18 protein-coding genes, 1 tRNA gene and 2 pseudogenes are annotated in these 25,580 nt (G+C 71.6%); 6 read left to right on the top strand and 15 right to left on the bottom strand.

Going from position 1 to position 25,580, the window contains the following annotated elements:
• Nucleotides 1-78 precede the first annotated feature (78 nt).
• Nucleotides 79-735, bottom strand: coding sequence for an ANTAR domain-containing response regulator (locus C1N81_RS32990; protein ID WP_394434963.1), 657 nt, complete (start codon nucleotides 733-735; stop codon nucleotides 79-81).
• Between the two features lie 106 nt (nucleotides 736-841).
• Here C1N81_RS32990 and C1N81_RS32985 point away from each other — a divergent pair.
• A tRNA-Leu gene (locus tag C1N81_RS32985) sits at nucleotides 842-916 on the top strand.
• Nucleotides 917-1,019: 103 nt separating this feature from the next.
• A pseudogene (locus C1N81_RS32980) lies at nucleotides 1,020-1,816 on the top strand (transcriptional regulator).
• Nucleotides 1,817-1,824: 8 nt separating this feature from the next.
• Here the strand turns inward: C1N81_RS32980 and pyk are convergent.
• Together pyk and C1N81_RS32970 are read right to left on the bottom strand one after the other, a co-directional pair.
• On the bottom strand, nucleotides 1,825-3,261 hold the full coding sequence (gene pyk, locus C1N81_RS32975) for a pyruvate kinase (RefSeq protein WP_394434962.1): 1,437 nt from the start codon (nucleotides 3,259-3,261) through the stop codon (nucleotides 1,825-1,827).
• Between the two features lie 141 nt (nucleotides 3,262-3,402).
• Nucleotides 3,403-4,101, bottom strand: coding sequence for an SIMPL domain-containing protein (locus C1N81_RS32970; protein WP_394434961.1), 699 nt, complete (start codon nucleotides 4,099-4,101; stop codon nucleotides 3,403-3,405).
• A 172-nt stretch (nucleotides 4,102-4,273) separates the two neighbouring features.
• On the opposite strand from C1N81_RS32970, the gene C1N81_RS32965 reads away from it, so the two are divergent.
• Nucleotides 4,274-6,091 carry a bifunctional metallophosphatase/5'-nucleotidase gene (locus tag C1N81_RS32965; RefSeq protein ID WP_394434960.1) on the top strand — a complete coding sequence of 606 codons (1,818 nt, stop codon included), beginning with the start codon at nucleotides 4,274-4,276 and terminating at the stop codon, nucleotides 6,089-6,091.
• Between the two features lie 12 nt (nucleotides 6,092-6,103).
• Here the strand turns inward: C1N81_RS32965 and C1N81_RS32960 are convergent, their stop codons facing one another.
• The 5 genes from C1N81_RS32960 to C1N81_RS32940 all read right to left on the bottom strand — a co-directional run bounded on the left by C1N81_RS32960 (nucleotide 6,104) and on the right by C1N81_RS32940 (nucleotide 13,122).
• Nucleotides 6,104-7,525, bottom strand: coding sequence for a lysine N(6)-hydroxylase/L-ornithine N(5)-oxygenase family protein (locus C1N81_RS32960; protein WP_394434959.1), 1,422 nt, complete (start codon nucleotides 7,523-7,525; stop codon nucleotides 6,104-6,106).
• Nucleotides 7,526-7,614: 89 nt separating this feature from the next.
• Nucleotides 7,615-9,012, bottom strand: a complete 1,398-nt coding sequence (locus tag C1N81_RS32955; protein WP_394434958.1) for a pyridoxal phosphate-dependent decarboxylase family protein — start codon at nucleotides 9,010-9,012, stop codon at nucleotides 7,615-7,617.
• A gap of 249 nt (nucleotides 9,013-9,261) precedes the next feature.
• Nucleotides 9,262-11,847, bottom strand: coding sequence for an aminopeptidase N (gene pepN, locus C1N81_RS32950; protein ID WP_394434957.1), 2,586 nt, complete (start codon nucleotides 11,845-11,847; stop codon nucleotides 9,262-9,264).
• 48 nt (nucleotides 11,848-11,895) lie between these two features.
• Nucleotides 11,896-12,228, bottom strand: a complete 333-nt coding sequence (locus C1N81_RS32945) for a chorismate mutase (RefSeq protein ID WP_394434956.1) — start codon at nucleotides 12,226-12,228, stop codon at nucleotides 11,896-11,898.
• Between the two features lie 6 nt (nucleotides 12,229-12,234).
• A complete protein-coding gene (locus tag C1N81_RS32940; protein WP_394434955.1) occupies nucleotides 12,235-13,122 on the bottom strand; it encodes a helix-turn-helix domain-containing protein in 888 nt (295 codons plus the stop codon).
• A gap of 175 nt (nucleotides 13,123-13,297) precedes the next feature.
• Between C1N81_RS32940 and C1N81_RS32935 the strand changes: the two genes are divergently transcribed.
• On the top strand, nucleotides 13,298-15,064 hold the full coding sequence (locus tag C1N81_RS32935; protein ID WP_394434954.1) for a glycoside hydrolase family 35 protein: 1,767 nt from the start codon (nucleotides 13,298-13,300) through the stop codon (nucleotides 15,062-15,064).
• A 112-nt stretch (nucleotides 15,065-15,176) separates the two neighbouring features.
• Here the strand turns inward: C1N81_RS32935 and C1N81_RS32930 are convergent, their stop codons facing one another.
• A complete protein-coding gene (locus C1N81_RS32930) occupies nucleotides 15,177-18,284 on the bottom strand; it encodes an endo-alpha-N-acetylgalactosaminidase family protein (protein ID WP_394434953.1) in 3,108 nt (1,035 codons plus the stop codon).
• 238 nt (nucleotides 18,285-18,522) lie between these two features.
• Here C1N81_RS32930 and C1N81_RS32925 point away from each other — a divergent pair, with 238 nt between their 5' ends.
• A complete protein-coding gene (locus tag C1N81_RS32925) occupies nucleotides 18,523-19,425 on the top strand; it encodes a hypothetical protein (RefSeq protein WP_394434952.1) in 903 nt (300 codons plus the stop codon).
• Nucleotides 19,426-19,447: 22 nt separating this feature from the next.
• On the opposite strand, the gene C1N81_RS32920 is transcribed toward C1N81_RS32925, so the two are convergent.
• The 6 genes from C1N81_RS32920 to C1N81_RS32895 form a co-directional block, all read right to left on the bottom strand.
• Nucleotides 19,448-20,386 carry an SDR family oxidoreductase gene (locus tag C1N81_RS32920; protein WP_394434951.1) on the bottom strand — a complete coding sequence of 313 codons (939 nt, stop codon included), beginning with the start codon at nucleotides 20,384-20,386 and terminating at the stop codon, nucleotides 19,448-19,450.
• Entirely contained in the window at nucleotides 20,383-21,156 is a 774-nt protein-coding gene (locus C1N81_RS32915; RefSeq protein ID WP_394434950.1) for an SDR family oxidoreductase, read from the bottom strand. Before C1N81_RS32915 ends, C1N81_RS32920 begins: the two co-directional genes overlap by 4 nt.
• Nucleotides 21,157-21,241: 85 nt before the next feature.
• Nucleotides 21,242-22,870: a DEAD/DEAH box helicase gene (locus C1N81_RS32910; protein WP_394434949.1), complete on the bottom strand. Its 1,629-nt coding sequence runs from the start codon at nucleotides 22,868-22,870 to the stop codon at nucleotides 21,242-21,244.
• Nucleotides 22,871-22,972: 102 nt separating this feature from the next.
• Complete coding sequence (locus C1N81_RS32905) at nucleotides 22,973-23,176, bottom strand: cold-shock protein (protein ID WP_005318814.1); 204 nt, start codon at nucleotides 23,174-23,176, stop codon at nucleotides 22,973-22,975.
• 144 nt (nucleotides 23,177-23,320) lie between these two features.
• Nucleotides 23,321-23,926, bottom strand: coding sequence for a TetR/AcrR family transcriptional regulator (locus C1N81_RS32900; RefSeq protein ID WP_394434948.1), 606 nt, complete (start codon nucleotides 23,924-23,926; stop codon nucleotides 23,321-23,323).
• 20 nt (nucleotides 23,927-23,946) lie between these two features.
• The gene (locus C1N81_RS32895) at nucleotides 23,947-24,501 is read right to left on the bottom strand and encodes a HutD/Ves family protein (RefSeq protein ID WP_394434947.1); all 555 of its coding nucleotides are present in this window, start codon (nucleotides 24,499-24,501) and stop codon (nucleotides 23,947-23,949) included.
• Nucleotides 24,502-24,594: 93 nt separating this feature from the next.
• Here C1N81_RS32895 and C1N81_RS32890 point away from each other — a divergent pair.
• A pseudogene (locus C1N81_RS32890) lies at nucleotides 24,595-25,505 on the top strand (rhomboid family intramembrane serine protease).
• The last annotated feature ends 75 nt before the right edge of the window (nucleotides 25,506-25,580 follow it).

The raw sequence follows: 25,580 nt of genomic DNA, 5'->3' as shown, positions 1-25,580 counted from the left end.
TGTACGTGGCTGAGGCCCGCGCCCCGAGTATTGCTTCACTCGGGACGCGGGCCTCAGCGCTGCGTAGTGCTCTGGGCCTCAGCCCTTCGACGCCTTCTTCTCCTCGGCGTCCTGGATGACCGCCTCCGCGACCTGCTGCATCGACAGCCTGCGGTCCATCGACGTCTTCTGGATCCAGCGGAACGCCGCCGGCTCCGTCAGCCCGTACTGCGTCTGCAGCACCGACTTCGCCCGGTCCACCAGCTTCCGCGTCTCCAGACGCTGAGTGAGGTCCGCGACCTCCTTCTCCAGCGTCTTCAACTCCGTGAAGCGGGACACAGCCATCTCGATCGCCGGGACCACATCGCTCTTGCTGAACGGCTTCACCAGGTACGCCATCGCGCCCGCGTCCCGCGCCCGCTCGACGAGGTCGCGCTGCGAGAACGCGGTCAGCATCAGCACCGGGGCGATCGACTCCCCCGCGATCTTCTCGGCCGCGCTGATGCCGTCCATCTTCGGCATCTTCACGTCCAGGATCACGAGGTCGGGCTTGTGCTCGCGGGCCAGCTCGACGGCCTGCTCGCCGTCACCGGCCTCGCCCACGACGGAGTAGCCCTCTTCCTCGAGCATCTCTTTGAGGTCGAGGCGGATCAGGGCCTCGTCCTCGGCGATGACGACACGGGTCGTCAGCGGCGGGACGTGCGACTTGTCGTCGTCGGCGTCGTCTACGGGCTGGGGCGACTCGGGGGCGGTCACGGGGGCGCTCCTTGGTTATGCAGGGCGGGGGTACTGCTGACAAGAGCCTACCTAGCTGCGGTAAGGTGGTGCGCCGTGGGGGTACTCAGTACCCTTTCTTTGCAAGGCCCCAGTACTCCAACTGGTTAGAGAGGCCGCTCTCAAACAGCGGACAGTGTGGGTTCGAATCCCACCTGGGGCACTTTTCCTTGAATTCCAAGGTAGCCCTGAAGCGGATGCTCACGTACCGGTGAACATCCGCTTTTTGCTGCGTGTCACGCGGCCCGGTGGCGCACGGTGCTCACATGTACGAGATGGGCACACGCAAGCGGGCGCTGGCGCTGGTGGCACAGGGGCGCAGCCTGAATTCGGTGAGTCGGGAGACCGGCATCTCCCGTGCGGCAATCCGGTCCTGGCAGGCCCGGATCGAACCGCTCGGATGGAACCGTGCCGCCTCGTGTCCGCGCTGCCAGGAAACGCCCCAGACACCCTCCGACCCCGTCGCCTACACCTACCTGCTCGGCCTTTATCTTGGCGATGGCTGTATCAGCCACCTCCGGCGCGTATCAGCCACCTCCGGCGCGGCACCTACTTCCTCCGCGTCACCTGCGCCAACGATTGGCCCGGCCTGATCGAAGCCTGCGCCGAAGCGATGCAAGCCGTGCGGCCTGCCAACAAAGTGTTCCGCGTGCAACGGCAGGGCTGCCAGAACGTGACCTGCTACAGCAACCACTGGCCTTGCCTCTTTCCCCAACACGGCCCTGGCAAGAAGCACAGCCGCGAGATTGCCCTCGCGTCCTGGCAACAAGAGCTTGTCGACGCCCACCCCTGGGAGTTCGTCCGGGGACTGATCCACTCCGACGGGTGCCGGATCACGAACTGGACCGAGAAGACGGTCTGCGGCGTTCGGAAGCGCTACGAATACCCTCGGTACTTCTTCACCAACAAGTCCGACGACATCCGGAAGCTGTACACGGACACACTCGACGCGCTCGGCGTCGAGTGGAGTTCGCTGGCCCGGGGCGGCAACTTGTTCAATATCTCGGTCGCCCGAAAAGCCTCCGTCGCTCTCATGGACCTCCACGTAGGCCCGAAATACTGACCCGGCGCCTACTTGGGCGAGTCGTCCTCCCCGATGTGATGGACCCGCACCAGGTTCGTCGAACCGGCCACCCCGGGCGGGGAGCCCGCCGTGATCACCACCATGTCACCGCGCTCGCACCGCCCGATCTTGAGCAGCATCTCGTCGACCTGCGCGACCATCGCGTCGGTGGATTCGACGTGCGGCCCGAGGAACGTCTCGACGCCCCACGTGAGGTTGAGCTGCGACCGCGTCGCCGTGTCCGGCGTGAAGGCCAGAAGCGGGATCGGCGAGCGGTAGCGGGAGAGGCGGCGGACCGTGTCTCCGGACTGGGTGAAGGCGACGAGGAACTTGGCGCCGAGGAAGTCGCCCATGTCGGCTGCCGCGCGGGCGACGGCGCCGGCCTGGGTACGGGGCTTGTTGCGTTCGGTGAGCGGCGGGAGGCCCTTGGCGAGGATGTCTTCCTCGGCCGCTTCGACGATGCGGGACATCGTGCGGACCGTCTCGATGGCGTACTTTCCGACGCTGGTCTCGCCGGAGAGCATGACCGCGTCGGTGCCGTCGATGACCGCGTTGGCGACGTCGCTTGCCTCGGCGCGGGTCGGACGCGAGTTGTCGATCATGGAGTCGAGCATCTGGGTCGCGACGATGACCGGCTTGGCGTTGCGCTTGGCGAGCTTGATGGCGCGCTTCTGGACGATCGGGACCTGTTCGAGGGGCATTTCGACGCCGAGGTCGCCGCGGGCGACCATGATGCCGTCGAACGCGGCGACGATGTCGTCGATGGCGTCGACGGCCTGGGGCTTCTCGACCTTGGCGATGACGGGGAGGCGGCGGCCTTCCTCGTCCATGATGCGGTGGACGTCCTCGATGTCGCGTCCGCTGCGCACGAAGGAGAGGGCGATGACGTCGGCGCCGGTGCGCAGGGCCCAGCGGAGGTCGTCGCGGTCCTTCTCGCTGAGCGCGGGGACGGAGACGGCGACGCCGGGGAGGTTGAGGCCCTTGTGGTCGGAGACCATGCCGCCTTCGACGACCTCGGTGTGGACGCGGGGTCCGTCGACGCCGGTGACCTGGAGGCTGACCTTGCCGTCGTCGACGAGGATGCGTTCGCCGGGGGTGACGTCTTCGGCGAGGCCGCTGTAGGTGGTGCCGCAGCGCTGCCGGTCGCCTTCGACGCCGTCCTCGACGGTGATGGTGAACTCGTCGCCGCGTTCAAGAAGTACGGGGCCTTCGCGGAAGCGGCCGAGGCGGATCTTCGGGCCTTGAAGGTCGGCGAGGATGCCGACGCTGCGGCCGGTTTCCTCGGCGGCCTTTCGCACGCGCTGGTAGCGCTCCTCGTGCTCGGCGTAGCTGCCGTGGCTGAGGTTGAGGCGGGCCACGTCCATGCCGGCTTCGACGAGTGCCTTGATCTGCTCGTACGAGTCGGTCGCGGGGCCCAGGGTGCAGACGATTTTCGCTCGGCGCATGGTTCGAGCCTAGGGCTTACCGACGGGTAGAGAATTGGCCAGGGGCGACTACTCAACAACCTTTGCGTAAAGGGCTATTGACAAACACCGCCAAGTTTTGAATATGCGCGCGGCGGCGCTCTGATGAGCACATGAAGGGGTTCAGAGGGTCGGGGGGTGGAGGGTGAAGACGGCGTCGACGGTGGCCTGGACGTGCTGGCGCTGGGGTTCTAGGTCGAGGGCGGGGGCGGGTTCGTCGTCGGGGCCTGTGAAGCCGCGGGTCTGTTCGTGGTGCATCCAGGTGTAGGTGTCCTTGCCGGTGTCGGAGAGTTCGAGCAGGGCGGCGACGGTGGTGGAGAGGGCGTCGGCATATTCGCGGGCGCGTCGGACGGCTTCGTGGACGGCCTGGTTCCTGGCCTGGGCGTGGACGGGTGAGGTGCGGCGCAGGAGCCATTCGGGGCCGTCGACGCGGGTGAGGTCGAGGTCGGCGAGGCGGGTGGTGAGTTCGCCGAGTGCGGTGAAGTCGGTGAGTTCGGCGGTGAGGGTGGTGCGGCCCTGGTAGGAGCGGACGCGTTCGCCGCGGCCGTGTTTGGTGAGTTCGGGGGCGAGGGAGAGGGTGCTGGTCTCGATCTTGTCGACGGCTTGGCCGTAGGACTTGATGAGGTCGAGGGCGGTGGTGTTGCGGTGGGTGAGGTCGTCGAGGGTGGTGCGGCGGTCGGTGGAGCGGGCCTGGACGGTGACGCGGATGCGGGCGAGTTCGGGGTCGGCTTCGAGGTGGGCTTCGCCGCGGACGGTGATGCGGGGTGTGTCGGGGGTGCCGTACGGGAGGGGTGCGGAGGGCTCTGGGGGTGTGGTGGTCATGCGCCTCACTGTCGCACCGCTGCCCTGGTCCGGTCAGCCTCCGGTCATCGGATCGCAACCTGTGGGGGGTGTTGCGGGGGGTGTGTTCTGAGCCAGAATCCAGCATCTACGCGCGTTACAGGCGCGTCGCTGCAGATGCGTTGATCCGTGGTGCCCTTCAAGGAGTACAGAGATGCCGTTGAACCGCAGAAGGTTTCTGGGACAGTCCGCCGCGACGGGTGTGGGGGTGGCGCTGACGGGTGCCGTGGCCGCGCCCGCCGCGGAGGCGTCCTCGCACCACCACCCGCACCACCCGCAGAAGCCGAAGGGCAAGCGGTACTCCTTCACCGTCATGGGCACGACGGACCTGCACGGTCACGTCTTCAACTGGGACTACTACAAGGACGCCGAGTACACGGACGCGGCCGGTAACGCGCAGGGTCTTTCGCGGATATCGACGCTGGTCAAGCAGGTGCGGGAGGAGAAGGGGCGCGGCAACACGCTCCTGATCGACGCGGGTGACACGATCCAGGGCACGCCGCTGACGTACTACTTCGCGCGGGTGGAGCCGATCACCGCGAAGAACGGTCCTGTGCACCCGATGGCGCAGGCGATGAACGAGATCGGGTACGACGCGGCGGCGCTCGGCAACCACGAGTTCAACTACGGCATCGACACGCTGCGCAAGTTCGAGTCGCAGCTGAGGTTCCCGCTGCTCGGGGCGAACGCGGTGGACGCGAAGACGGAGAAGCCGGCGTTCCGCCCGTACGTGATCAAGAAGTTGCGGACGCCGCACGGGCGGGACGTGAAGGTGGCGGTCCTGGGGCTGACGAACCCGGGCATCGCGATCTGGGACAAGGCGTACGTACAGGGCAAGCTGAAGTTCCCGGGGATCGAGGAGCAGGCCGCGCTGTGGGTGCCGAAGCTGCGGTCGATGGGCGCGGACGTGGTGGTCGTGTCGGTGCACTCGGGGGCGTCGGGCACGTCGTCGTGGGGCGATCAGTTGCCGTACGTGGAGAACGCGGCGGCGACGATGGCGGCGAAGGTGCCGGGGATCGACGCGGTCCTCGTCGGGCACGCGCACGTCGAGATCGAGCAGCAGGTCGTGAAGAACGAGAAGACGGGCAGGTCCGTCGTGCTGGCGGAGCCGCTGTGCTACGCGGAGCGGCTCGCGCTGTTCGACTTCGATCTGGTGTGGGAGAAGGGCCGCTGGTCGGTCGAGTCGGTGCGGTCGAAGTTGCTGAACTCGGCGTCTGTGAAGGACGACCCGAAGATCACCAAGCTGCTCGCGGACGAGCACGCGCTGGTCGTGAAGTATGTGAACCAGGTGGTCGGGCAGGCGACGACGACGCTGACGACGGTGGACGCCCGGTACAAGGACGCCCCGATCATCGACCTGATCAACAAGGTGCAGGCGGATGTGGTGACGGAGGCGCTGAAGTCGACGCAGTACGCGTCGCTGCCGGTGCTTTCGCAGGCGTCGCCGTTCTCCCGTACGTCGGAGATCCCGGCCGGTGACGTGACGATCCGCGATCTGTCGAGCCTGTACGTGTACGACAACACGCTGGTCGCGAAGTTGCTGACGGGGGCGCAGGTGCGGGCGTACCTGGAGTTCTCGGCGCAGTACTTCGTGCGGACGGCGGCGGGGGCGCCGGTGGACGTCGAGAAGCTGACGAACGCGGAGAACCGGCCCGACTACAACTACGACTACGTGTCGGGCGTGACGTACGACATCGACATCGCGCAGCCGGCGGGGTCGCGGATCAAGAACCTGAAGTTCGCGGGTGCGGATCTGGACGACGCGGCGCAGTTCGTGTTCGCGGTGAACAACTACCGGGCGAACGGTGGTGGCGCGTTCCCGCATGTGGCGTCGGCGCAGGAGCTGTGGTCGGAGTCGACGGAGATCCGGACGCGGATCGCGGAGTGGGTGACGGCGAAGGGCGTCCTGGACCCGGCGGACTTCGCGTCGGTGGACTGGAGGCTGACGCGGGACGGGACGCCGGTGTTCTAACCCGGAGCCCTGCTAGCTGTGCAGTTCGATGAGGGGGCCGCGCTCTCCTGCCTGGTGTCCGGGCCGGGGGGCGCGGCTTTCGTGTGGGGTGAGGCCGAAGGTGGTGAAGGCGGTGCGGCGGGGCTGCGGGTAGGGCTCGTTCCTCGTCAGGGTGTTGAGGATGGTGGCGCTGCGCCAGGCGGCGAGGCCGAGGTCGGGGGCGCCGACGCCGTGGGTGTGGCGTTCGGCGTTCTGTACGTAGACGGTGCCCTTGACGGTGTCGTCGAGGACGAGGCGGAACTGTTCGTCGATGCGGGGGCGCTCCGACTTGTCGCGGCGGAGGTAGGGGTCGAGGCCGGCGAGGAGCTGGTCGAGGGGGCGTTCGCGGTAGCCGGTGGCGAGGACGACGGCGTCGGTGGTGAGGCGTGAGCGGGTGCCCTGGCGGCGGTGTTCGAGGTGGAGTTCGACCTTGGCGGCGCCGACGCGGCCCGCGGTGCGGACACTGACGCCGGGGGTGAGGGTGGCGTCGGGCCAGCCGCCGTGCAGGGTGCGGCGGTAGAGCTCTTCGTGGATGGCGGCGATGGTGTCGGCGTCGATGCCCTTGTGGAGTTGCCATTGGGCGGGGACGAGGTGGTCGCGTTCGGCCTCGGGGAGGTGGTGGAAGTAGCGGGTGTAGTCGGGGGTGAAGTGTTCGAGGCCGAGCTTGGAGTACTCCATGGGTGCGAACGCCTCGGTGCGGGCGAGCCAGTGGATCTTCTCGCGGCCGGCGGGGCGGGCGCGGAGCAGGTCGAGGAAGATCTCGGCGCCGGACTGTCCTGAGCCGATGACGGTGACGTGCTCGGCGGCGAGGAGGCTTTCGCGGTGGGTGAGGTAGTCGGCGCTGTGCAGGACGGGCACGGTGGGTTCGAGGGCGAGGGGCTTGAGGGGTTCGGGGATGTGGGGTTCGGTGCCGACGCCGAGGGCGATGTTGCGGGTGTACGTGCGTCCCAGGGCTTCGGCCTCGCCGTCGGCGTCGAGCTGGGTGTGGTCGACCTCGAAGGCGGCGCGTTCGGGGTTCCAGCGGACGGCGTCGACCTGGTGGGAGAAGCGCAGCGCGGGGAGGTTCTCGCTGACCCAGCGGCAGTAGGCGTCATACTCGGCGCGCTGGATGTGGAACCGCTCAGCGAAGTAGAAGGGGAAGAGGCGGCCGCGGCTGCGCAGGTAGTTGAGGAAGGTCCAGGGGCTGGTGGGGTCGGCGAGGGTGACGAGGTCGGCGAGGAAGGGGACCTGGAGGGTGGCGCCGTCGATGAGGAGGCCGGGGTGCCAGTGGAAGGCGGGGCGCTGGTCGTAGAAGACGGTGTCGAGGGCGGCGAGGGGGTGGGCGAGGGCGGCGAGGGAGAGGTTGAAGGGCCCGATGCCGATGCCGACGAGGTCGCGGGGCGAGTCGGAGGGGCGTTCGGCTGGCACGGCGTTCATCGGGGGGTGTGTCCTTCCACCGGGGGCGGGGGGAGCGCGGGATGTGGATCTTCAGGGGGGTGGGGGCAGGGCGTCGGACGTGGGTCGGGTCAGCGGGGGATGTGGCCCTCTACCAGTTTCAGGAGGGCCGACAGGTCGCCGGGGTCGGTGTGGGGGTTGAGGAGGGTGGCCTTGAGCCAGAGGGTGCCGTCGGCGGTGCGGGCGCGGCCGAGGACGGCGCGGCCCTCGGTGAGGAGGGCGCGGCGGATGGCGGCGATGGTGTCGGCGTCGGCGTCGTGGGGGCGGAAGAGGACGGTGGAGAGGGTCGGGGTGTCGTAGAGGTCGAAGCCGGGGTGTACGTCGATGAGTGCGGCCAGGTGGTGGGCGAGGGCGATGACCTGGTCGGTGAGGGCGCCGAGTCCGGTGCGGCCGAGCGCTTTGAGGGTGACGGCGATCTTGAGGATGTCGGGGCGGCGGGTGGTGCGCAGGGAGCGGCCGAGGAGGTCGGGCAGGCCGGCTTCGGTGTCGTCGTCGGCGTTGAGGTAGTCGGCCTGGTAGGTGAGGGCGGCGACGTCGGCGGCGTCGCGGACGGCGAGGAGTCCTGCGGCGACCGGCTGCCAGCCGAGTTTGTGCAGGTCGAGGGTGGTGGTGTGGGCGCGCTCCAGGCCGCTGAGGAGGGTGCGGTGGCGGGCGCTGAAGAGGAGGCCCGCGCCGTAGGCGGCGTCGATGTGGAGGCGGGCGCCATGGCGTTCGCAGACGTCGGCGATCTCGGGGAGGGGGTCGATGAGGCCGGCGTCGGTGGTGCCCGCGGTGGCGGCGACGAGTGTGGGGCCGGGGAGGTCGGTGAGGGCCTCGTCGAGGGCGGCGGGGTCGAGGGTGCCGGTGGGCGCGGGCACGGTGAGGGCGCGGGGGAGGCCGTAGAGCCAGGTGGCGCGGGGGAGGCTGTGGTGGGCGTTGGCGCCGACGAGGAGCTGGACGGGTTCGGGGTGGTGGTTCGTCTCGCGGGCGAGGAGGACGGCGAGCTGGTTGGCCTCGGTGCCGCCGGTGGTGACGAGGGCGTCGGCGGTCCGCGCGGTGTCGCTCGTGCCGTAGACCTCGCGGGCGAGGACGCCGGTGACGAGGTCTTCGAGGGCGGAGGCGGCGGGGGCCTGGTCCCAGGAGTCCATGGAGGGGTTGAGGGCGCTCGCGGCGAGGTCGGCGGCTGCGGCGACGGCGAGCGGCGGGCAGTGCAGATGGGCGGCGCACAGGGGGTCGGCGGGGTCGGCGGCGCCTTCGGTGAGGGCACTGACGAGGGTGCGCAGGGCGTCCTGGTCGCCGGTGCCGTGTTCGGGGAGTAAGGGTCCCGCGTGGGCGCGGAGCAGGGCGGCGACGGCGTCGGGTCCGCCGGCGGGGAGGGGGCCGTCGCGGCGGACGGCGCCTTCGTGGAGTGCGTCGAGGACGGTGTCGAGCAGCGGCCGCAGTGCGGCGGGTCCCTGGGTTCCTCCGGCGAGGGGCGGGGTGCTGCTCATGCGTGTCCTTCGGTCCGGTGACGGGTGGGGTGGGCGCGGCAGGGTGAGCCGCGCCGCACCAGTCTTGGACCTCAGGTAAGGGTGCCTTTACCGAATGGAAGGAGGGCAACCCGAAAGGGGTACTCGTGTACGGGTGACGGGTGTTGGTGGTGTATAGGGCGTTTGGGTACGGCTGGGGCAGGGGTTGCGGGGTGTTCAGGGATTACGGGGTGCTCAGGGGTTGCGGGGTGTTTCCGGGTTGCGGGGTGTTCAGGGGTTGCGGGGTGCGCGGACCTTGAGGGCGCGGGCGAGGTCGTCGAGCTGGTCGACGAGTTTGCGGCGCAGGGCCGGGGTGGGGGCGCTTTCGGTGAGGCACTGCTCGCCGAGGCGGAGGGTGTCCTCGTCGACGGCGTGGGCGGGGAAGGCGTGGCGGCCCGCGGCTTCGGCGATGGCGGGGCCGCGGCGGGCGGCGAGGGCGGTGGCGTCGTCGAAGTAGCGGGGGACGTAGCGGCGCAGCAGGTCGGCCTGTTCGGGTTGCCAGAAGCCCTGGGCGGTGGCGGTGAACAGGTAGTTGGAGAGTTCCTGGGCGGGGTCGGTGGTGAACAGGGCGGTCCAGGCGGCTTCCTTGGCCTGCGGGTCGGGCAGGGCGGCGTGGCAGCGGGCGGCGCCTTCCTGTCCTGTGGCGCTGGGGTCGTGGGCGAGTTCGGCCTCGATGACGGCGTCGTCGATGGCGCCGAGGACGCTGAGCCGGCCGAGGATGCGCCACCGTAGTTCGGGGTCGAGGTCGGGTCCGCCGGGGACGGTGTTCGCGTCGAGCCAGTCGCGGAGGGTGTCGGCGTGCTGGGCGGAGCCGATGAGGTGGCGTACGGCGGTGAGGCGCAGGCCGGGGTCGGTGCCGTCGTCGGTGCGGCGCAGGAGGTCCTCGCCGAGGGTGGTGAGGAGGGTGAGTGCGGCGGGGCGTTCGGCGGGGGTGCTGTAGCGGTCGGCGATCTCGGTGCGGGCGAAGGCGAGGACGCCCTGGACGAGGGCGAGGTCGGTCTCCTCGGGGAGGTGCGCGGCGGCGGTCTCCAGGTAGGCGGCGGGTTCGAGGTCGCCGTCGCGGACCATGTCGCGGAGGGTGTTCCACAGGACGGCCCGGGTGAGGGGGTCGGGGACGCCGGAGAGGCCGCGCAGGGCGGCTTCCTCGGAGGCGGGGTCGAGGCGGACCTTGGCGTAGGTGAGGTCCTGGTCGTTGGGGACGATCAGCGCGGGCCGGGGTCCGGGGAAGGTCCGGGTCTCCCCCGGTACGTCGAGGGCCACGCGCTCGCGCAGGGTGAAGCGGCGTCCGTCGGCGGGGTCGCGGTCGTAGAGGCCGACGGCGACGCGGTGGGGGCGGGTGCCGGCGCGGTCGAGGGCGAGGGTCCAGGTGCCGGTGTCGCTCGTGGCGGGGCCCTGCCGCGGCGGCGGGGTGGCGCCGGAGGCGCCTGCGTCGGGCGCCGTGTCGTGGGCGGAGGCGGCGTCCGCGCAGGACACGGTCAGTGTGTCCACGCCGGTGGTGGAGAGCCACGCCGACGCCCAGGCGTGGACGTCCCGGTCGGGGCCGGAGGCCGTGGCGAGGGAGTCGATGAAGTCGGCGAGGGTGGCGTTGGCGAACTTGTGGCGGGTGAAGTGGGTGTTGATGCCGGCCAGGAAGTCCTTCTCGCCGAGCCAGGTGACGAGTTGGCGCAGGGCGCTGGCGCCCTTGGCGTAGGAGATGCCGTCGAAGTTGAGGAGGGCGGAGGCCGTGTCGGGGACGGCTTCGGGGGCGACGGGGTGGGTGGAGGGGCGCTGGTCGGCGTCGTAGCCCCAGGTTTTGCGGGCGACGCCGAAGTCGACCCAGGTGTCGGTGAAGCGGGTGGCTTCGGTGAGGGTCTGGTAGCCCATGTACTCGGCGAAGGACTCGTTGAGCCAGATGTCGTCCCACCACTGGAGGGTGACGAGGTCGCCGAACCACATGTGGGCCATCTCGTGGGAGATGACCATGGCGCGGGTCTGGCGTTCGGTGTCGGTGACGGCGGAGCGGTAGACGAACTCGTCGCGGAAGGTGACGAGGCCGGGGTTCTCCATGGCGCCGGCGTTGAACTCGGGGACGAACGCCTGGTCGTAGGAGTCGAAGGGGTAGGGCTCGGCGAACTTCTCGTGGTAGCGGTCGAAGCACGCGCGCGTGACGTCGAGGATCTCGTCGGCGTCGGCGTCGAGGTGGGGCGCGAGGGAGCGGCGGCAGTGCAGGCCGAAGGGCAGGCCGCGGTGTTCGGTGCGGACGGAGTGCCAGGGGCCCGCGGCGACAGCGATCAGGTAGGTGGAGAGGAGGGGGGTGGTGGCGGCGCGCCACTTCCCCTCCCCCAGGTGCTCGGTGACGGAGTTCGCGAGGACGCTCCAGCCGTCGGGCGCGGTGACGGTGAGGTCGAAGACTGCCTTCAGGTCGGGCTGGTCGAAGGCGGCGAAGACGCGCTGGACGTCCTCCATGAAGAGCTGGGTGTAGACGTACGTCTCCCCGTCGGTGGGGTCGGTGAAGCGGTGCATGCCCTCGCCGGTGTGCGAGTAGCGCATGGCGGTGTCGACGCGCAGTTCGTGCGGGCCCTCGGTGAGGCCGGTGAGCGGCAGCCGGTTGCCGTCCAGGGCGGCCGGGTCGAGGGCCTGTCCGTCGAGGGTGACGGAGCGCAGCTCGGCGGGCTTGAGTTCGACGAAGGTGTCGCCCGGGGTGTGGGCGGTGAAGCGGATCACGGTGCGGGAGTCGAAGGTGTCGCTGCCGCGGGTGAGGTCGAGGTCGACGGTGTACCGCTGGACGTCGATCTGCCGGGCTCGGGTCTGCGCTTCGTCGCGTGTCAGTACGGGCATGGGCTCATGCTGCCGTACGGCTCGGGCGCGGGGACAGGGCGGCCCCGGTCAGCGCTTGCTGTCCTCGGCGATCTGTTCGTGGTGGCGGATGACCTCGCTGATGATGAAGTTGAGGAACTTCTCGGCGAAGGCCGGGTCGAGTTTGGCGTTCTCGGCGAGCTGGCGCAGCCGTTCGATCTGGCGGGACTCGCGGGCCGGGTCGGCCGGGGGCAGCGCGTGCTGGGCCTTGAGGTGGCCGACCTGCTGGGTGCATTTGAAGCGTTCGGCGAGCATGTGGACGACGGCCGCGTCGATGTTGTCGATGCTGTCGCGGAGGCGGTCGAGCTCGGCGCGGACGGCCGGGTCGACGGGCGGCTGTGATGCGGACGTAACGGAAGTCATGACAGGTCAGCCTACGTGGAGCATGGGTGGGTCGTCAGGGTCGGGGATGCGGTCGGACCAGCCGCCGGGGACGGTGCGGCCCTGCTGTTCGCGGAAGCGGACGGGTGCGGTGCCGACGCGGCGGGTGAAGAGGCGGGAGAAGTAGGCGGGGTCGTCGTAGCCGACGCGGCGGGCGACGGCGGAGACGGGCAGTTCGGTGGCGGCGAGGAGTTCTTTGGCGCGGCCGAGGCGGATGCCGAGGAGGTAGTCCTTGGGGCTGCATCCGGCGCCTCGGCGTACGGCGGTGCGCAGTTCGGCGGGGGTCATGCCGTGCCGGGCGGCGTGTTCGGCGACGGACAGCGGCCGGAAGGCGTCGCGGGCGAGGGCCTGGAGGACGGGGTCGCCGTCGGGGGCCATGTCGGCGCGGGCGCGGCGCAGGGTGACGAGGAGTTCGTGGACGGCGGCGCCGGTCTCGACCTCCAGGAGGGGGTTGCCGCGGCGGGCGGCGCGGGCGATGCGGCCGACGACGGCGCGGGCGGGGGCGGCCTCGGAGAGCGGTACGAGGGGCCGGTCGGCGTCGATGTAGCCGAGTTCGGTGTAGGTGGTGGTGGCGGGTCCGGTGAAGTCGACGAAGCACTCGTCCCAGCCGGTGTGCGGGTCGGCGCCGTAGTGGTGGGAGGTGCCCGGGGTGAGCCAGAGGAGGGCGGGGGCGGTGACGGGGGCGCGGTCGCCGTCGGGCAGTTCGATCCAGCCGCTGCCCGCGGTGACGACGACGGCGACGTGGTGGTCGAGGGTGCGGGGGCCGACGGCGGGCAGCAGTCCGTGCTGGAGGCCGACGCCGAGGCAGACCAGGCCGAGGCGGTGGTGGACGGGGCTGGGTGTGAAGTACCGCATCCAGGTGTGGTACGTGGACATGTGTCCCCTCCCGTGGCGTTTTGTGCGGGTGTGCTCTTCCCCGCGGTGTTTCTGCCGGGGCTCCCGTGGCTCGCGTCCAACACCAGCCGATCTTTGTCCATGGACCCCGTCGGCCGCCAGAGGTGACAGTGGCGGGCGGTGGGTGAGGCGCCCACCTGGCACGAAGGGGCACGTCATGGCCGAGTTCAGGGTGGGCGGGGACGATTTCGAGGTGGACGGCCGTCCGGTGCGGCTGCTCTCGGGCGCCCTGCACTACTTCCGGGTGCACGAGGAGCAGTGGGGGCACCGGCTGCGGATGCTGCGGGCGATGGGTCTGAACTGCGTCGAGACGTACGTGCCCTGGAACCTGCACGAGCCGCGCGCGGGCGAGGTGCGGGACGCGGCGGCGGTGGGCCGCTTCCTGGACGCGGCGCGCGAGGCGGGCCTGTGGGTGATCGTGCGGCCGGGCCCCTACATGTGCGCCGAGTGGGAGAACGGCGGCCTCCCGCACTGGGTGACGGGCCCCCTGGGTGCGCGCGTCCGCACCCGCGACCCCGGGTTCCTGTCGTCGGTCGAGCGCTGGTTCCGGGTGCTCATGCCGCACATCGTGGAGCGGCAGATCGACCGGGGCGGCCCGGTGATCATGGTGCAGGTGGAGAACGAGTACGGCAGCTACGGCTCCGACGCGCGTTATCTGCGGGCCCTCGCCGATCTGCTGCTCGATCTCGGGGTGAGCGTGCCGCTGTTCACCTCGGACGGGCCCGAGGACCACATGCTGACGGGCGGCTCCGTCCCGGGCATCCTCGCCACGGCGAATTTCGGCTCGCACGCGCGCGAAGCCTTCGAGACGCTGCGCCGGCACCGTCCGACGGGCCCGCTGATGTGCATGGAGTTCTGGTGCGGCTGGTTCGACCACTGGGGCGCCGAGCACGTCGTACGGGATCCGGCGGACGCGGCGCGGGCGCTGCGCGAGATCCTGGAGTGCGGGGCGTCCGTCAACCTGTACATGGCGCACGGCGGGACGAGTTTCGGCGGCTGGGCCGGGGCGAACCGGGGCGGTGCGCTGCACGACGGCCCGCTCCAGCCGGACGTCACCTCCTACGACTACGACGCCCCCGTCGACGAGTTCGGGCGCCCCACCGAGAAGTTCTGGCTGTTCCGCGAGGTGCTCGGCGCGTACGCGGAGGGGGAGCTGCCGGAGGTTCCGGCGCCGCCGGCGGTGCTCGCGGCGCCGGTGACGGCCGGGTTGGAGGCGTTCACGCCGCTTGCGGACGTGCTCGCGGCGCTGGGCGGACCCGAGTCCGAACATGCGGTGCCGCCGTCGTTCGAGGACCTCGACGTGGACCGGGGCCTCGTCCGGTACGCGGTGACCGTGCCGGGGCCCCGGCAGCCGTACCCCCTCCGGGCGGACGGGTTGCGGGACATCGCCGTCGTGTACGTCGACGGGAAGCGGGCCGGGGTGTTGACGGAGGAGGAGCCGGAACTCCCCGAACCGGTCGCCGGGCACGCGCGCGTGGAGCTGTGGGTCGAGTCCCTGGGCCGCGTCAACTACGGCCCGCGCACGGGTGAGCGCAAGGGCGTCACCGGGGGCCTGCTGCACGAGCGGCAGTTCCTGCACGGCGTCCGCGCGCGCGGTCTCCGCCTGGACCGGTTCACACCCGAGTCGGTCGCCGCGCTGGCGGCGGGTGCGCCGGGTGACGCGGGCCGGGGCCTGCACCGGGGCGCGTTCGAGGTGGCCTCGGGCGCGGGGGACGCGGTGCTCGAACTCGGCGGGGGGTGGACGCGGGGCTTCGTGTGGGTGAACGGATTCTGCGTCGGGCGGTATTGGGGGGTGGGACCGCAACGGGGCCTGTACGTACCGGGACCGGTGCTGCGGGCGGGTACGAACGAGGTCTGGGTACTGGAGCTGGAGGGGGCGGGCCCACCGAGGGCCCTGCTGCGCGCACCCGCGTCTGCCGAGTGACCGTTGACGGGCGACCGCGCCCCTGAAATGGCGCACGCAGTGCGCATTTCAGGGGCGCGGGGAACTGCGCGACCAGCCACGACGCACGTCGCACCCGCCGATGGCCCAGCGCCTAGGTCACATCGAGTTCGCTCACCTCGAACCCGTCAAGCACGAACTCCGCCGTCCCGTGCTCCCCCACCTTGCGCAACCCCACCCACATCTCCCCCTCCGCCGGCGCAGCCACCTCGTACTCCAGCGTGCCGGGCGTCACCGCCACCCCCAGCTCCCGCCGGATCAACTCCGGGGCGCCGGGCCCGTCGACCCCGGTGATCCAGGCGTACTGGCCGGCGAGTTCACACTCGTACCGCAGCCGCACCCGGTAGCGCCGCCCAGGCAGGAAGCGGGCCGTGTGCGGGACCGTGCGGTAGACGAGCCCCTCGTTCTCGCCCCGGGACTTGAGGGACTGCGTGCCGTCGATGACGTCGTCGATGGTCTTGCCGTTCCAGCCGCGCTGGGTGAAGGGCGCGTGCCGCTGGGCGATGTGGGTGCGCGGGTCGGTGGAGCCGCCCGCGTCGCCCTTGACGAAGGGCCCCCAGCCTTGCGGGACGTGTTCGAAGTCCTCGGAGACGAGAACACCGGGCCGCGAGGCCGGGCGTTCGGCCTCGACCACGCGGACGTTGTCGAAGCGCACCCGCGCCGCCCCGGCGGCGGCGCGCAGCGCGAGCGTCGTGGCGCCGCCGCTCTGCGGGACGGTGAAGTGCACGAACATCCGCTGGAAGCGCGTGCCGTGCTTGCGGTCGGCGGCGACGTGGTTGCCGGCGGTCGAGGTGTCCGTCCAGTTGGCGGCGGTCACACCGTCGGCCGTGCGCACTTCGAGGGTGGCCCGGCGCCGCTCCCCCGCCGTGGCGCCCACCTCGACCTGGACGGACGCGGCGTAGGTGCCGGGGGCGAGCCGGGTGAGGCGCTGTGCGACGGTCGCGGCGGCGCCGGGCGCGATGACGAGTTCGTAGTCGCCGAGGGCGCTGCGCTCCACCGACGCCGGGCCCGTCACCTGCCAGCCCTTCAGCGACCCCGCGTGGAACCCCGGGTCGTGCAGCGGCGTGCCTTCGCCCCAGGCGGGGTCGCGGGTGGGGTCGGTGCGGCGGCGGTACACCACGTAGGGCTGGTCGGCGTCGGCGGTGAGCGTCACCTTGCCGTCGGCCACGGGGAGCCAGGAGTGGAAGACGCGGCCCTGGTCGGTGAGGCGGTACACGGCGACGCGGGACGATCGCGTCCAGGCGCGCGGGAGCAGCCATGTGCTGGTGCCGCCGCCGGGGTTGTAGTGGTACAGCTTGGCCGGGTCGCCCGCTTTCGCCGGTTCCCAGGGCAGCAGGTAGGTTCCGGCGTCGTAGACGAGGCGGCCGTCGGTGGTGATGCGGCGGGCGCCCGTCTCGTCGCTCACGGCGGTCCGTTCGTCGCCGAAGAACGTGATCTCGTGCTCGTTCCACGTCTTGATGGGCCGGGCCTGCAGGTATTTGGCGGGGAGCGCGTGGGTCCAGATCAGGCGGTAGAACGTCGTCCAGTCCGTCTTTCCCGTCCAGCCCTCGAAGTTGCCCATCCGGGCGACGCCGAGCAGGGTCGGCCATTTGTCGGCGAAGACGTCCTTCTGGTGGTGGCGGATGAAGCGGATGAGGCGCGAGTTGATGCCGCGGCTGGTGTCGGGGCCGTAGTCCGTCTCTGTCGCCCAGTGCGACCACAGCGACGACCTCTCGAAGCCGTGGCCCCATTCGGTGGTGACGTTCCAGCCCTGGTCGCGGAAGGTGCGCTGGAGACGGTCGGAGGTCCAGCCGGATTCTCGGAACACGTCGATGTAGAGGGTGTTGAGGGCGGGCTCGGTGTCGCGGCGCAATGCGGCGAAGCGCTTGACGATGTCGCCGGAGACGAGGTCGCGGCGCTGGTCGATGCGGTAGCTCTGGTCGAGCCAGTCCCATTGCTTGTCCGTCTTGTCGACGAGGGTCTCGGAGAAGGCGTGGGCGACGGGGTAGGACTCGGTGGCGTTGACGTGGACGCCGAAGTCGCTGTTCCAGGTGGCGCCTTCGCGGACCAGGGTGTTGAGGTCGGGGAGGCCGCCCGCGCGCGTGTTGTAGTTCCCGGCGTAGTCGGGGTGGGCGGAGTCGTGGCCCTCGGACTGGTAGCCCTTGAGGAGCGTGTACTGGCGCAGGCCGTCGGTGGCGAGCGAGATCCGCTTGACGTTGTCGAGGGTCGCCAGGAACGGGTTGGTCGCCTGCGAGGCGAAGTTGAAGGGGATGTGCGGGACGACCCGCAGGTGCTGGCCGTCGGCGCCGCGCGGGGTGACGGCGATGTCCCGGAAGGCGATGGCGGCGTCCTGCCAGTCGACGCGGCCGTCGCCGTTGCGGTCCCCGGTGATGACGACGGTGGCGTACGGGAGGGGTTCGGTGGCGTCGACGGGGGCGGTGGCTGCGCGGTGCGTCCACTGGCCGGGTGCGAGGCGGGCCTCCGTGCGGCCCTCGGTGTCCCGCACGACGGTCTCGCGCCACAGGCGGCCGTTCTCCCAGGTCGTGCCGCCGGTCGGCTTGTCGTGGACGGTGTTGGTCTCGACGGCGCCGCCGAGCGTGTCGTGCGCGAGCACGGCGTAGGCGCAGCCGGTCGGCGCCTCGGCGGGGCTGTCGGGCTTCGGTGTGACGAGGGTGTCGCCGCTCTGCGCCTTGTCGAGCTGGATCCTCGCGGCGAGGAGCGCGGCGCCGGGTTGGTCGCTGCGGACGGAGAGCAGGGCGAGGCCGGGGATCTGGAGGGTGCCGACGCGCAGGGCGGCGGTGTCACGGATGCGGGTGACGCGCCAGTCGACGCGGTGTCCTTCGACGGTGATGCGTACGTCGATGGTGGTGGCGCCGGAGAAGGTGAGCCGGTAGTCGGCGCGGTCCCCGCCGATGTCCGACGTCACCTTCGGGGTGTGCGGGGCGCCGTCGATCAGGACCGTGGTGACCGGGTCGGGTGTGCCGTGCAGGACGGCACCGCGGGCGCGGTCGGTGTAGGAGACGACGGCCGGGAAGCCGGTGGCCACGCGGACGTCGAGGCCTGGGGAGCGGAGCACGGCGGTCGGGTCCTGCGCGTCGGTGCCCTGCGCGGTGGCGGCGCCGGTGAGGCCGAGCGTCAGGCTCACGCCCGTGGCGGTGCCCGCGGCGACGACGGCCCTGCGGCTGGGGTGCTGGGACTCCTCTGACGGGGCGGTGGGCGGCACGTTGCACTCCTTACGCGGGCTGGTGCCCGGCTCGGGACGAGGTGCCGATCACGATGCGCCGCGCGGGGCGCGGGCGCCCATGGACAAAGGAGGGACAGGTGTTGGACTAACGGACGCGCGGCGACGTGCGAGGGCCGCCGGGCCCGTACAGGTCGGGGCGGACGGCCTTACGCTGGGAGCGCCGGGTCCGGGGGCGGGCCCCGGGGGTACACGGCCCGGCGGCCCCTGGGGGTGCGCGGTGAACGGCGGTCCTGTGGTGCACGGCTATCCGCATCTGGAGACCGTGCGGGCGGCGGTCACCGCGCTGTACAAGCGTCTCTCGTACGACACGGTGCACTTGTTCGCGACGAGTGTGGCCCCGGCGGACGTGGCCTTCGGCGACGAGGACGACCTGCATCTCGGGGCGCAGCGGGTGGCGCGCGAGCTGGTGCGCCACTATCACCTCCCCGACGCGCGCATGATCGTCGGGTTCCGGGAGATGGAGCACGCGGCGAGCGTCGAACTGGCGGCGGGGCCCGAGTACTTCATCGAGCTGAACGACCGGTTCCGTACGCATCGCAGGGACATCGGCGCGGCCCTCGCGCACGAGATCATGCATGTGTACCTGCACCGCCTGGACCTGTCGTTCCCGGGGACGCGGGACAACGAGATCCTCACCGACACCGCCGCCACGTATCTGGGCGCGGGCTGGCTGCTCCTGGACGCCTACCGGGAGGACGGCGCGTCGTCGCAGAAGCTGGGTTATCTGACGCCGGAGGAGTTCGGGTACGTCCTGGCGAAGCGGTCGCTGGCGTTCGGGGAGGCGCCGGAGACGTGGTTCACCAGCGCGCAGGCGTACACGGCGTACACCAAGGGCCTGGCGCAGGCGCGCCGTGACGAGCAGCAGCCCCCGCTGACGGCGGCGGGCTGGGCGGGCCGCCGCCGCTATGCGAAGGACCGCCGTTACGCCCAGGACCACAGCACCCGGGGCCCCGCCCCGGCGGGCCCGTACGCGTTCTCGGCGGACGGCCCGCAAGGCCGCGCGGGGCTGCGGGTGTCGTTCCCGTGCCCCACGTGCCACCAGCGGATACGGGTTCCGGTGCGAGGGCGGGTGCGGGCGCGGTGCGGGTTGTGCCGGACGGTGCTGGAGTGCGACACGTGAGACCCGGGGTCCTGGGCGACTTCTACGACGCCCCGTACACCGCCCCCGGCGCCTGCGCCCGCGCCAGCAATTCCCGTACCGCCGCACCGGCGCCCGCCGGGGTCCACCGTTCCGCCTTCTCGGCCGTCGGTCCGGGCCGCCAGCCCTCCATGACGGTGATGCGGCCGGCCTCGACCTCGAAGACGCGGCCGGTGACGTCGTCGCCGGTGGCGGCGGAGCCGAGCCACACCACGAGCGGGGAGACGTTCGCGGGCGCCATCGCGTCGAAGCCGCCGTGCTCGGGTGCGGCCATCGACGCGGCGAACGTGGTCCGGGTCATCCGGGTGCGCGCGGCGGGCGCGATCGCGTTGACCTGGACGCCGTACCGGCCGAGTTCGGCGGCGGCGACGAAGGTCAGGCCGAGGATGCCGGCTTTCGCCGCGCTGTAGTTGCCCTGTCCGACCGAGCCGAGGAGCCCGGCGCCGGAGGAGGTGTTGACGACCCGGGCCGTCACGGGGCGGCCCGCCTTGGCCTGGGCCCGCCAGTACGCCGCCGCGTGCTTCAGGGGAAGGAAGTGGCCTTTCAGGTGGACGCGGATGACGGCGTCCCAGTCGTCCTCGTCCAGGTTCACGAGCATCCGGTCGCGCAGGAACCCGGCGTTGTTGACGAGGGTGTCGAGCCGGCCGAAGGTGTCGACGGCGGTGGCGACGAGCGAGGCGGCGCCCTCGCTGGTGGCGATGTCGCCGCCGTGCGCGGTCGCCTCGCCGCCCGACGCGCGGATCTCGCGGACGACTTGTTCCGCCGGGCTGTGTGCGCCCGGTGTGCCGTCGAGGCCGACGCCGAGGTCGTTCACGACGACCTGCGCGCCCTCGGCGGCGTAGGCGAGTGCGTGTGCGCGGCCGAGGCCGCGACCGGCGCCGGTGACGGCCACGACCCGCCCCGCGCACAGCCCGTCGCCCCCGGTGGTGTCCGCGTCCGTCATGTCGCGCCCCCTTGTCGGCCGTCCTTGTCGGCCGTCGCCGCGTCCAGGAATGCGGGGCGTTCGCCGCCGCCGTGCAGGAGCAGGCTCGCTCCGGTGATGTAGGAGGCCGCGTCGGAGGCCAGGAAGACGGCGGCGGCGCCGATCTCGCGCGGCTCGGCGAGGCGGCCGAGCGGGACGGTGGCGCCCACCGCCGCGATCCCGGCGTCGTCCCCGTAGTGCAGGGCGGAGAGTTCGGTGCGGACCATGCCGAGGACGAGGGTGTTGACGCGGATGTCGGGGGCCCACTCCACGGCCATGGACCGCGCCAGGTTCTCCAGGCCCGCCTTGGCCGCCCCGTACGCGGCCGAGCCGGGTGAGGGGCGGGTCCCGCTGACGCTGCCGATCATGACGATGGAGCCGTGCGCGGCGGCCAGTTGTGCGCGGGCGGCGAGGGAGGCCGTGAGAGGCGCGGTCAGGTTGAGCTCGATCACGCGCGCGTGGCGCTCCGCGTCGGTGTCGCCGAGCAGCCGGTACGGGGTGCCGCCCGCGTTGTTGACCAGGACGTCGACGCGGTCGAGCCCGGCGAAGAGGTCCTGGACGGCGGCCGGGTCCCGCAGGTCGACCGGGACGAACACGCAGCCGGGCCGGGGGTGTTCGGGCGGGCGGCGGGCGCAGACGACGACCTGGGCCCCGGCGCGCAGGAAGGCGTCGGTGATGCCCGCGCCCACGCCTCTGGTGCCGCCCGTGACGACGACGACCCGCCCGCTCAGGTCCGTGCCGGACGCCGCCATACAGCACTCCCTCCCACCAAACAAACGTTAGGTGGGAGGGAGGGTGCGCGTCTAGGCCACGGCGGCCTTACGGTGCCTGCGGGACTCAGGCCGCGGCCTTGCGGGGCCCGCGCGGCCCCTGACCGCGCCGGTTGCCACCCGACGCCGTAGCGCCCGCCGCACCGGAGGCCGAACCCGAGCGGCGACGGCCGCCGGACGCGCTCGCGCCCTGCCCGGAGCGCTGACCGCCCTGGGCCGAACGCTGACCGCCCTGGCCGGACCGCTGACCGCCCTGCGCCGAACGCTGGCCCTCGCCGCGACCGGCGCCGGAGGCACCGCCGCGGGAGCGGCGCGAGGAGCGCCGCGGCTTGTTCGCGGTCTCCGCCGTGGCCTGCTCGGGCACGGCGATGGTGACGGCCACACCGGAGGGCTCGCGCGCGCCGGTGATCGTCACCAGCTCCTCGTCGGTGGAGCGGACCTGGGTCGTGCGGGGCTGCACCTTGGCGTCCCGCATGAGCCGCTGCACGTCCCGCTTCTGCTCGGGAAGGACGAGCGTGACGACGCTGCCGGACTCGCCCGCGCGGGCCGTGCGACCGCCGCGGTGCAGGTAGTCCTTGTGCTCGGTGGGCGGGTCGACGTTGACGACGAGGTCGAGGTCGTCGACGTGGATGCCGCGGGCGGCGACGTTCGTGGCGACCAGAGCGGTGACCCGGCCGTCCTTGAACTGCTCCAGGGTGCGGTTGCGCTGCGGCTGGCTGCGGCCGCCGTGCAGCGGCGCGGCGAGCACGCCGCTGGCCAGGAGCCGCTTGGCGAGCCGGTCGGCGGAGCGCTTGGTGTCGACGAAGAGGATGACGCGGCCTTCGCGGGCGGCGATGCGCGCGGTGACGGCCTTCTTGTCGGTCTCGTCGAGGACGTGCAGGACGTGGTGTTCCATCGTGGTGACGGCGCCCGCGGAGGGGTCGACGGAGTGCACGACGGGGTCGGTGAGGAACTGCTTGACGAGCCGGTCCACGTTCCGGTCGAGCGTCGCCGAGAAGAGCATGGTCTGACCACCCGGCGCGACCTGCTTGAGCAGGGCGGTGACCTGCGGCATGAAGCCCATGTCGGCCATCTGGTCGGCCTCGTCCAGGACGGTGATCCGCACCTCGCCGAGGGCGACGTCGCCGCGCTCGATGAGGTCCTTGAGCCGGCCAGGGGTGGCGACGACGACCTCGGCGCCGCGGCGCAGCTGCCCGGCCTGGCGGCCGATCGACATGCCGCCGACGACGGTGGCCATGCGCAGGTGCAGGGCGGTGGCGTACGGGGTGAGGGCGTCGGTGACCTGCTGGGCGAGTTCGCGCGTGGGGACGAGCACGAGCGCCAGCGGGGTCTTCGGCTCGGCCTTGTTCCCGGCGGTGCGGGCGAGCAGCGAAAGGCCGAAGGCGAGGGTCTTGCCGGAGCCGGTGCGGCCGCGGCCGAGCAGGTCGCGTCCGGCGAGCGAGTTGGGCAGCGTCGCGGCCTGGATCGGGAAGGGCGCGGTGACGCCCTGGGCCGCGAGGGTCTTCAGGAGCGCGGCGGGCATGTCGAGGTCGGCGAAGGCCTCGACCGGGGGCAGCGCGGGGCTGGTGTTCTCCGGCATGGTGAATTCGCGGGGCGGCGTGGGCTGCTGCCTGCGCTGTTGCTCGGGGGCGCGCCGCCTGCCGGCTGCTGCGGGGCGGGGACTGCGACGGCTGGACGGGCGGGCTGAGCTGGCCATGCGGCATGCCTTCCGGGGGGATCTCCGGGGGTCCGGGGGGTGGGGACAGCATGAGCCGGGGCCCGCACCGTGAAGGTGCGGACCCCGGCCCGGTGATGCTGGTCAGGCGGGGAGGATGTTCTCCGCCTGGGGGCCCTTCTGGCCCTGCGTGACGTCGAAGGTCACCTTCTGGCCTTCCTGGAGCTCGCGGAAGCCCGAGGTGGCGATGTTCGAGTAGTGGGCGAAGACGTCAGCGCCGCCGCCGTCCTGCTCGATGAAGCCGAAGCCCTTTTCCGAGTTGAACCACTTGACGGTACCGGTGGCCATGAAATTCTCCTTGAAACAGGTAGCAGCCCCCCACTTCCGAGAATTTCCCGGTAAAACAATAATGCGCCTGAGGAACATTCCCGTCAGGCGCACATAAAGTCTATGGGTACCAAAACTGCAACGCCTTGACCTTAGCACGGTTTTTCAGCGGGCCGCGAGTCCGTCCAGGAGCATGGTCAGGTACTGGCGGGCGATCTCGTCGGGGCTGTGCTGGCCGCCCGGGCGGTACCAGGAGGCGGCGACCCAGACGGTGTCGCGGACGAAGCGGTAGGCGAGGCGCAGGTCCAGGTCGGCGCGGAAGGCCTGGTCGGCGACGCCGCGCTCCAGGGTCGTCAGCCAGGTCCGCTCGAAGCGGCGCTGGGAGTCGGCGAGGAAGGCGAACCGCTCCTGCCCGGCGAGCTGCTTGGCCTCGCGCTGGTAGATCGCGACGGCGGCCCGGTGCCGGTCGATCTCCCGGAAGGACTCGGTGACGAGCGCCTCCAGGGTCTCGCGGGGCCCGAGTCCGGCGTCGAGCACGGTGTCGTAGCCGGTCCACAGCTCGTCGAGGAAGGTCCGCAGGATCTCCTCCAGCATCGATTCCTTGGAGTCGAAGTGGTAGTAGAGGCTGCCGGCGAGGAGGCCCGCCTCGTCGGCGATCTTGCGGACGGTGGTGGCGTTGTAGCCCTGGGCGGCGAAGACCCCGGCGGCGGTCTCCAGGAGTTCGCGGCGCCGCTCGTCGGGGGCGACCTGTGGCTTCTTCTTCGTAGGCACGTCCCTATTGTGGTCCGCCGTCACAGGCCGCCGACGACGGCCACCGGGCCCGGTGCGTGCAGCGCCCCCGCTCCTTCGACGAGTACGGCGTCGTAGCGGCCGAGCTCGTACCCCGCGACCTGGGCGCCGTCCCCGGTGAGGGCGACGACGAGGGTGGGGCCGGGCGCGAGGGGCAGGCGGCCGCGCACGACGGCGACGGCCGGGGGCGCGGGGAGGGCGCCGCGCCGCCACATGACGTTGAGGTTCACGACGGGCCCGCCGATGAGGCGGCAGCCGGTGGGCACGTCCCCGGCGAAGTCGCGTGGCTCGTAGCGGGCATCGACGCGGACGGGGGCGGAGTCGACGGTCAGCTCCATCCCGTCGCCGTCGACCATGGTGAGCGTCCGGTCGACGCCGGGGAACGCGGAGAACGGCCCGTCCGCCGCCACCTCGGCGAGGCTGACCCGCCACCGGAAACCCGTCATGTCCGCGCCCGGCGGCGAGCAGACGATCTCGCGGGTGGTGCCGCCGCCGTTCTTCCAGGCGACGGCGGTGCGGTCGGTGGCGGGCAGCACCCGCACAGCATGGTCGATCATGGTCGCCGAGGGTACGCCGGGACACCCGCGCCGAACGGGCGAGCGGGTTGGTTATGTTGGTCGCGCCTACGTTGATGACCTCAGGAGCCGGCCGTGGAGCCCACCTCTCAGTCCGCCGCGACACCGATGTGCTATCGCCACACCGACGTCGGGACGCACGTCAGCTGCACCCGGTGCGACCGGCCGATATGCCCGACTGCATGCGTGAGGCGTCGGTCGGCTTCCACTGCCCGGAGTGCGTGCGCGAGGGGTCGCGGTCGGTGCGCCAGGCTCGCACGGTGGCCGGGGGCCGGATCTCGGCCGTGCCGCTGGTGACGTACGTATTGATCGCGGTGAACGTCATCGCGTACGTCGCCGAGATCGTCTGGCCCGGCGTCGTCGCGCAGCTGGAGATGGTCGGCCGGGGTCTGGTCGGTCCCGACGGGGTGCGGTACCACTACCAGGAGCTCTACCCGGCGGGCTTCCACACCGACGGCGTGGCCGAGGGCGACTGGTACCGGCTGCTGACCGGCGCGTTCCTGCATCTGCCGCCCGGCGACAGCCCGTTCGCGCTCCTGCACATCCTGTTCAACATGGCCTCGCTGTGGAGCCTCGGCCGGATCGTCGAGGCCCAGCTGGGCCGCGCCCGCTACCTCGCGCTCTATCTCGTCTCCGCGCTCGGCGGCTCGGTCCTGGTGCTGCTGCTCGCGCCCGAGACCCCGACGCTCGGCGCGTCCGGCGCGGTCTTCGGACTCGGCGCGGCGTACTACGTGACCATGCGGCGGCTCGGGGCGGACCGGCGCCAGCTCAACCAGTTCATGGCGTACTTCCTGCTGTGGATGCTGATCTCCGCCGGATTCACGTCGTGGCAGGGGCACTTGGGCGGTCTGCTCACGGGCGCGCTGGTGACCGCGGGGCTGGTGTACGCGCCCCGGGAGCGCAGGAACCTGATGCAGGGGCTGGCGTGCGGGGCGGTAGTGGCGCTGCTGGTGGTCCTGACCGTGGTGAGGGTCTCGGCCCTCTGAGCCGACGCCCGGCGGCTCGTGGCCCCGGGCGCGCCGCGACGCCCACCCTGTCGTCCGGTCGGGGACAGTTGGATG

Source organism: Streptomyces sp. SGAir0957, assembly GCF_043523415.1.
This window is presented reverse-complemented; position numbering and strand designations above follow the sequence as displayed.

Coding starts and splice junctions, on each gene's coding strand:
- C1N81_RS32915 (WP_394434950.1), bottom strand. CDS start 21,156: ATGGCGGCGTCCGGCACGGACCTGAGCGGGCGGGTCGTCGTCGTCACG.
- C1N81_RS32895 (WP_394434947.1), bottom strand. CDS start 24,501: ATGATCGACCATGCTGTGCGGGTGCTGCCCGCCACCGACCGCACCGCC.
- C1N81_RS32970 (WP_394434961.1), bottom strand. CDS start 4,101: ATGACCACCACACCCCCAGAGCCCTCCGCACCCCTCCCGTACGGCACC.
- C1N81_RS32905 (WP_005318814.1), bottom strand. CDS start 23,176: ATGGCCACCGGTACCGTCAAGTGGTTCAACTCGGAAAAGGGCTTCGGC.
- C1N81_RS32955 (WP_394434958.1), bottom strand. CDS start 9,012: ATGAGCAGCACCCCGCCCCTCGCCGGAGGAACCCAGGGACCCGCCGCA.
- C1N81_RS32965 (WP_394434960.1), top strand. CDS start 4,274: ATGCCGTTGAACCGCAGAAGGTTTCTGGGACAGTCCGCCGCGACGGGT.
- C1N81_RS32920 (WP_394434951.1), bottom strand. CDS start 20,386: ATGACGGACGCGGACACCACCGGGGGCGACGGGCTGTGCGCGGGGCGG.
- C1N81_RS32945 (WP_394434956.1), bottom strand. CDS start 12,228: ATGACTTCCGTTACGTCCGCATCACAGCCGCCCGTCGACCCGGCCGTC.
- pepN (WP_394434957.1), bottom strand. CDS start 11,847: ATGCCCGTACTGACACGCGACGAAGCGCAGACCCGAGCCCGGCAGATC.
- C1N81_RS32960 (WP_394434959.1), bottom strand. CDS start 7,525: ATGAACGCCGTGCCAGCCGAACGCCCCTCCGACTCGCCCCGCGACCTC.
- C1N81_RS32935 (WP_394434954.1), top strand. CDS start 13,298: ATGGCCGAGTTCAGGGTGGGCGGGGACGATTTCGAGGTGGACGGCCGT.
- pyk (WP_394434962.1), bottom strand. CDS start 3,261: ATGCGCCGAGCGAAAATCGTCTGCACCCTGGGCCCCGCGACCGACTCG.
- C1N81_RS32910 (WP_394434949.1), bottom strand. CDS start 22,870: ATGGCCAGCTCAGCCCGCCCGTCCAGCCGTCGCAGTCCCCGCCCCGCA.
- C1N81_RS32940 (WP_394434955.1), bottom strand. CDS start 13,122: ATGTCCACGTACCACACCTGGATGCGGTACTTCACACCCAGCCCCGTC.